Origin of the sequence: Pseudomonas sp. GW460-12-10-14-TSB1 (assembly GCF_017349775.1) — a bacterium.
GTDB lineage: Bacteria > Pseudomonadota > Gammaproteobacteria > Pseudomonadales > Pseudomonadaceae > Aquipseudomonas > Aquipseudomonas piscium.
The window spans coordinates 51680-57679 of the sequence record NZ_JACNAC010000046.1 but is presented as its reverse complement, the minus strand read 5'-3'; the positions used below and the strand labels follow the sequence as shown (position 1 = coordinate 57679).

Genomic DNA, 6000 nt, shown 5'->3' with positions numbered 1-6000 from the left:
TCCGGCGCCGGCGGTGAGCACCTGGCCCATGATCACTTCATCGACCTGGGCGCCCTCCAGGCCGGTCTGGGCCAGCAGCTGGCGGATCACCGCGGCGCCGAGATCGACCGCGGGGATGTTCGCCAGCGAACCCTGGAAACTGCCGACCGCGGTGCGGGTGGCGGCAACGATTACGACGTCTTGCATGGTCTGGTTGCTCCTCAGGCGAACTGCATTTCAGGCACGTGGGCCGGCACGATCAGCTTGCCGGCGGTCTTGCTGACGATTTCCTCGACGCTCACGCCCGGGGCGCGCTCCTTGAGGATGAACGCGCCGTTCTCGATCTCCAGGTAAGCCAGGTCGGTCAGCACGCGCTTGATGCAGTTGGCGCCGGTCAGCGGCAGGCTGCAGCGCGACAACAGTTTCGACTCGCCGTCTTTCGAGGCGTGGGTCATGGTGACGATGATGTTGTCCGCGCCGGCCACCAGGTCCATGGCGCCGCCCATGCCCTTGACCAGCTTGCCGGGGATCATCCACGAGGCGATGTTGCCCTGCACGTCGACCTCGAAGGCGCCGAGCACGGTGAGGTCGATATGGCCGCCACGGATCATCGCGAAGGATTCGGCGGAAGAGAAAATCGACGCGCCGATGCGCGCGGTGACGGTCTGCTTGCCGGCGTTGATCATGTCTGCATCGACTTCGTCGTCGGTGGGGAAGGCGCCCATGCCGAGCAGGCCGTTTTCCGATTGCAGCATCACTTCCATGCCGTCGGGGATGTAGTTGGCCACCAGGGTCGGGATGCCGATGCCGAGGTTCACGTAGAAGCCGTCCTGCAGTTCGCGGGCGACGCGTTGAGCCATTTGTTCGCGGGTAAGAGCCATTTTTATTCTCCGTCAGTCGTTGGGCGGGCGATTACTTGCGCACGGTGCGCTGTTCGATGCGTTTTTCGAACGTGCCGCAAATGATCCGGTCGACGTAGATGCCGGGGGTGTGGATCTGCGTCGGGTCCAGCTCGCCCGGTTCGACGATCTCTTCGACCTCGACCACGGTGATCTTGCCGGCGGTGGCCGCCAGCGGGTTGAAGTTCTGGGCGGTGTGGCGGTAGACCACGTTGCCGAAGTGGTCGGCTTTCCAGCCTTTGACGATGGCGAAGTCGCCGGTGATGGACTCTTCCATCAGGTAGGCGCGGCCGTTGAATTCACGGGTTTCCTTGCCGTCGGCGACCGGGGTGCCGACGCCGGTGGCGGTGAAGAAGGCCGGGATACCGGCGCCGCCGGCGCGCATTTTTTCGGCCAGGGTGCCTTGGGGGGTCAGCACCACTTCGATTTCGCCGCTCAGCAGCTGCTTCTCGAACAGGGCGTTTTCACCGACGTAGGAGGCCACCACCTTGCTGATCTGCCGGTCTTCCAGCAGCACGCCGAGGCCGAAGCCGTCGACGCCGCAGTTGTTGGAGACCACGGTCAGGTCGCGGGTGCCGCGACGCTTGATCTCGGCGATCAGGTTTTCCGGAATGCCGCACAGGCCGAAGCCGCCGGAGATCACGGTCATGCCGTCCTTGAGACCTTCGAGGGCTTCCTCGTAGGACGCCACGCGCTTGTCGAAACCTGCCATCTGCACATCCTCTTGTTATTGGTATTTGCGTTGCCAGCCGGCTGGCTGGCCGTATGAAGAGAGTGAGCCGCAGTGTTGCGCCGAGGCATTCATTTGTTAAGTTTATTTTTAAGGTTGATTGATTTATAAAACAGAATAATTAGCCGCAAGCCGCAAGCCGCAAGCCGCAAGCCGCAAGCCGCATCTGGCTTGCAGCTTGCTGCTGCTTCTCTCTTGGAGCTTCCTATGACCGTCAAACAGATCCGCGCCTTCCTGGCCGTGGCCCAGAGCCTGAGTTTCGCCGTGGCCTGCGAGCGCCTGCACCTGTCGCAGTCGGCCCTGAGCCTGACCATCAAGGCCCTGGAGGACGGCCTGGGCGGACGGCTGTTCAGCCGCAACACGCGCAACGTCGCCCTGACCCCGGAAGGCGAGGCCCTGGTGCCCCTGGCGCGGCGCCTGATCGCCGACTGGGACAACGCCGAGGATGAACTGCGCCAGCGTTTCACCCTGCAACGCGGGCGGGTGACCCTGGCGGCCATGCCGTCCTTTGCTGGCAACCTGCTGCCGCCGATTCTCAAGACCTTTCGCGCGCGCTACCCGCAGGTCAACGTCACGGTCAACGACGTGATCAACGAGCAGGTGCTGGAGATGGTCCGCGACCGCCAGGTGGAACTGGGGGTGGCCTTCGAGCCGCAGCAAAGCGCATCGCTGCAATTCACTCCGCTGTACATCGACCGCTTCGTCGCCGTGGTGCCCAGCGATTCACCCCTGGCCGACCTGAAGGACATCGACTGGCAGTCGCTGCTGGAACAGCCCTTCATCACCCTGCAACGACCGTCCACGGTGCGGGTGATGCTCGAAGAACATCTGCGGGCGCGGGACATGAAACTGCCGGTGGAATTCGAAAGCCATCAACTGGCGACGGTGGGGCGCATGGTCGCCAGCGGCCTTGGCGTCAGCGCGGTGCCGGCCCTGTGCGCCGGGCAGATGCGCGAGCTGGGCGCCCGCTGCATCACCCTGCGCGACCCGGTGGTGGAACGCGCCATCGGCGTGCTGACCAACCCCGGGCATGAACTGTCCAGCGCCGCCCAGGCGCTGTTCGACATTCTGCGCGGGGCCGGTCTGGCCGAGCGCCTGTCGGTGGCCTCCTAGGAGGTCAGGCGCTCGGCCAGCAGCGGCAACAGCTGCTCGCAGGAGGCGGCGATCTTCAGGTCCAGCAGTTCATCGGCGCGGGTCTTGCCGAAGTTGATGGCGATCAGCGGCTTGCCCTGGTCGGCCATGACCTTGCACAGGCGAAAGGCCGAATAGGCCATCAGGGACGAACCCACCACCAGCAGGCCGGCGGCCTGTTCGACGCTGTGCAGGGCCTTGGCGGCGGTGGCCTGGGCCATGTTCTCACCGAAGAACACCACATCCGGTTTCAGCCGCTCGCCATCGCAATGGGGGCAGCGGGGCACCTGGAAACGCTCTTCGAACATCGGGTCGAGCAGGGTATCGCCGTCGGGCGCCTGCACCGCGTCGACGCCAGCCAGGTAGGGGTTGTGCAGTTCCAGCAACTGCTGGATCGCCTGCCGATCGCTGCGTTGCGTGCAGTCCAGGCAGACCACCCGGTGTAGGTTGCCGTGCAGTTCGATCACGTCGCGGCTGCCGGCCTGGTCGTGCAGGGTATCGACGTTCTGGGTGATCAACCCGGCGATCTTCTGCCGCGCCTGCAAATGCGCCAGGGCCTCGTGGGCCGCGTTCGGTCGCGCCTGGCGGATCCGCGGCCAGCCGAGCATGGCCCGCGCCCAGTAGCGGCGCCGGGCCTTGGGCTCGGCCAGGAACTCCTGGTACATCATCGGCTGGTTGCCGCGACGCACGCCGTCGTTGTCGCGGTAGTCGGGAATGCCCGAAGGGGTGCTGATGCCGGCGCCGGTGAGGACCAGGAAGGGGCGCTCGGCCATCAGTCGCTGCAACTGCTCCAGAGGGTTGTCCAGGCTGTCGGTCATGTGCGTCCTCCTACTCTGGTGGTGGCGCTGCGGACCGCAGCGAAGCCATACCTTGTGCCTGACGAGGAGTTTAGACAAGGGCGCGGGAGCTGGACGGTGGTGGTGCTGTCCAGCTTCCCGGGGAGGCGATTCAGGAGGACTGCGCGTTGTCGTCCTGGGGTTCTTCGCTGGCTTCTTCTTGCCCCGGCAGTTCGGTGATCACGCTGAAGTCACTGACTTCCACCGCGCCCAGGCCGTAGCCCAGCAGGTGGAAGGAGAAGGCCTTGCGCGATTCCGGGTTGGCGAAGCTGAAGTCCATTTCCAGTGGCTGGTCGGGGGTGACCAGCATTTCTTCCGGCAGGCCCAGGGCCACGTCCTGTTCGCGCTCCTTGCCCTTGAGCAGGATGTAGGCGTTCTGCTGCGGGTCGGCCGAGCGCACGGTGAAGCGCACGCGGGTCAGCGAGCCCTTGGGCATTTCCAGGTACTGCGCGCCGATCAGGTTGTCGGCCCAGTCGTCCTTGATCTGCGCTTGCAGCGGGATGATCGCCGGGCTGCCGAACTGGTAGTGCAGGTTCAGCGGCGATTGCAGCAGGGTGCGGTCCAGGCCTTCGGCGCGGGCGCTGATCTGGCGCGCCCGCAGGCCGCCGTACTGGCCCTTGAAGGTGGCGCTGTCGGCGATGAAGCCGGGGCTGGCGTAGTAGCGGCAGCGCTGCTGGAAATCGCATTCGGTCAGGGTGCCCTGGCCATCGTGATAACGCAGCTTGCCGTTGGTGTAGGACATGATTTCCCGGCCCAGGGCGTAGTCGCGCAATAGCGAGCGACCGCTGAGGCTGTCCGGCACCTGGAAGCCGAAATAGTCGAGCACCGAGGCGCTCAGGTCGACATGGCCGTAGGTCCCGGACTTGAGTTTAGGCAACTGCGCCTGCTCCGGGGCGAGCATCAGGTTGAAGCCCCAGGACGACGCCAGGCGCACGCCATCGATGCCGTGGGACTCGTCCGAGGTGATCACCACCAGGGTGTCCTTCAGCACGCCCTGGCGCTCCAGCTGGTCCATGAACTGGCCGATGGCATCGTCCAGGTAGGCCACCGCGGCCTGCTTGGGTGTGTCGAAGCGGTTGAGGTATTCCTCGGGGGCGGAGTAGGGCTGGTGGGTGCCGACGGTCAGCAGGGTGAGCATCCACGGCTGCTTCTGCTTTTTCAGCTGGCCGACATAGTCCAGCGCGCCTTCGAAGAAGGCCTTGTCGTCCTTGCCCCAGGGGAAGTCCAGGTAGTTGGCGTTGCTGAACCACTCCAGGCCGTGGGTCGAGTCGAAGCCGATGTGCGGCATGATCTTGTCTTTGGCCATGAAGCGCAGGCCGGCGCCTTGCAGGTAATGGGTATTGAAACCCTGCTTGCGCAGCTGGGCCGGCAGGCAGGCCTGGTTGCGCTGGCTTTGGGTCAGCAGCTCGATGCCCTTGGGCGTACCGTTGTCGAGCTTGTCGTAGTCGCCGCAGAGCATGGCGTACAGGCCGCGGATGGTCTGGTGGCTGTGCAGCACGTAGTCCGGGGTGTTCATGCCGCGTTCGGCCCAGGCGCTGAGCTTGGGCATCAGGTTGTCCTGGTAGCGGCTGTGCAGGGCGTCGCGGTTGGTCTTGATATAGGCGCCGGGAATGCCTTCCAGGGCGATCACCAGCACGTTGCGCGCCTGGCCCGGGGCGGCCAGCAGCGGCTCGCCGTCGAGGTCGAGCTGGGTCAGGCCGGCCATCTGCACCGGCAGTTCGGGCACATCGCCTTCCAGCCATTGTTCCAGCTGCACCTGGCCCTGGCCGGCCGCGGCCGCGAGCAACTGGTGCGGCAGGTTGAACAGGCGCCATTGATCGGCTTCGCTGGGGTTCAGGTATTGCACGCCGCCATGGGCCAGCCACAGCAGCGCCGGGGCGGTCCAGGCATGGCGTGGCAAGCGCGGGGCGCGGGTGCCGCGGGCCGCCCATTGCACGCCCAGCCACAGCACCAGGCCGGACAGCAGCGCCGCCGCCAGCCAGGGATGGGCCAGGCCGCCGCCGGTGGAGTTGCCGACGAACTGCGGGTCGAACAGGTAATGCAGGTCAGAGGCGTTGGGCAGGCGGCCCACGGCGCTGACCAGCTCGGCGCTGGCGATGCTCAGCAGGCTCCACACCAGCAGCACCGGCAAGGCCAGCCACCAGGGGCGGCGGTACAGCAGCAGGGTCAACAGGCCCGCGGTGCCCAGGTCCGAGAGATAGCCCAGGGGATCGGACCAGCCGAGCAGCGCACGCGCCACCAGGGGCACGAGCAGCACCAGGCTCAGCAGTGCGCCGAGGGGCGCCAGGGGATGATGGAAAACACGCCGGATGAAATTCACAAAAAACCTGCCAGTCATTAAATTGTCACGCAAATGTGCGCCATGGTAACAACAGCTGGCGGCAAGACGTTTCTTATTCGAGAAGGAAATAAGCTCCCGGGCCGC

General features: G+C 65.5%; 5 protein-coding genes and 1 pseudogene. 1 reads left to right on the top strand and 5 read right to left on the bottom strand.

All coding sequences use genetic code 11. The features are described 5' to 3' along the window. From J4D52_RS22835 to J4D52_RS22825, 3 genes and pseudogenes are all read right to left on the bottom strand, one after another. Positions 1-186: pseudogene (locus J4D52_RS22835) on the bottom strand (acetyl-CoA C-acetyltransferase); the annotation flags it as partial. A 14-nt stretch (positions 187-200) separates the two neighbouring features. Further along, the gene (locus J4D52_RS22830) at positions 201-860 is read right to left on the bottom strand and encodes a CoA transferase subunit B (protein ID WP_007920581.1); all 660 of its coding nucleotides are present in this window, start codon (positions 858-860) and stop codon (positions 201-203) included. A 31-nt stretch (positions 861-891) separates the two neighbouring features. Continuing rightward, positions 892-1590: a CoA transferase subunit A gene (locus J4D52_RS22825; protein ID WP_007920583.1), complete on the bottom strand. Its 699-nt coding sequence runs from the start codon at positions 1588-1590 to the stop codon at positions 892-894. 225 nt (positions 1591-1815) lie between these two features. Between J4D52_RS22825 and J4D52_RS22820 the strand changes: the two genes are divergently transcribed. Next, positions 1816-2721, top strand: a complete 906-nt coding sequence (locus tag J4D52_RS22820) for a LysR family transcriptional regulator (protein WP_063429605.1) — start codon at positions 1816-1818, stop codon at positions 2719-2721. On the opposite strand, the gene J4D52_RS22815 is transcribed toward J4D52_RS22820, so the two are convergent. Both J4D52_RS22815 and J4D52_RS22810 read right to left on the bottom strand, forming a co-directional pair. Next, on the bottom strand, positions 2718-3557 hold the full coding sequence (locus J4D52_RS22815) for an NAD-dependent protein deacetylase (RefSeq protein WP_063429607.1): 840 nt from the start codon (positions 3555-3557) through the stop codon (positions 2718-2720). The two genes, J4D52_RS22820 and J4D52_RS22815, sit on opposite strands and share 4 nt — an antisense overlap. A gap of 130 nt (positions 3558-3687) precedes the next feature. Beyond that, positions 3688-5895 carry an LTA synthase family protein gene (locus tag J4D52_RS22810; protein ID WP_371860317.1) on the bottom strand — a complete coding sequence of 736 codons (2208 nt, stop codon included), beginning with the start codon at positions 5893-5895 and terminating at the stop codon, positions 3688-3690. Positions 5896-6000: the final 105 nt, after the last annotated feature.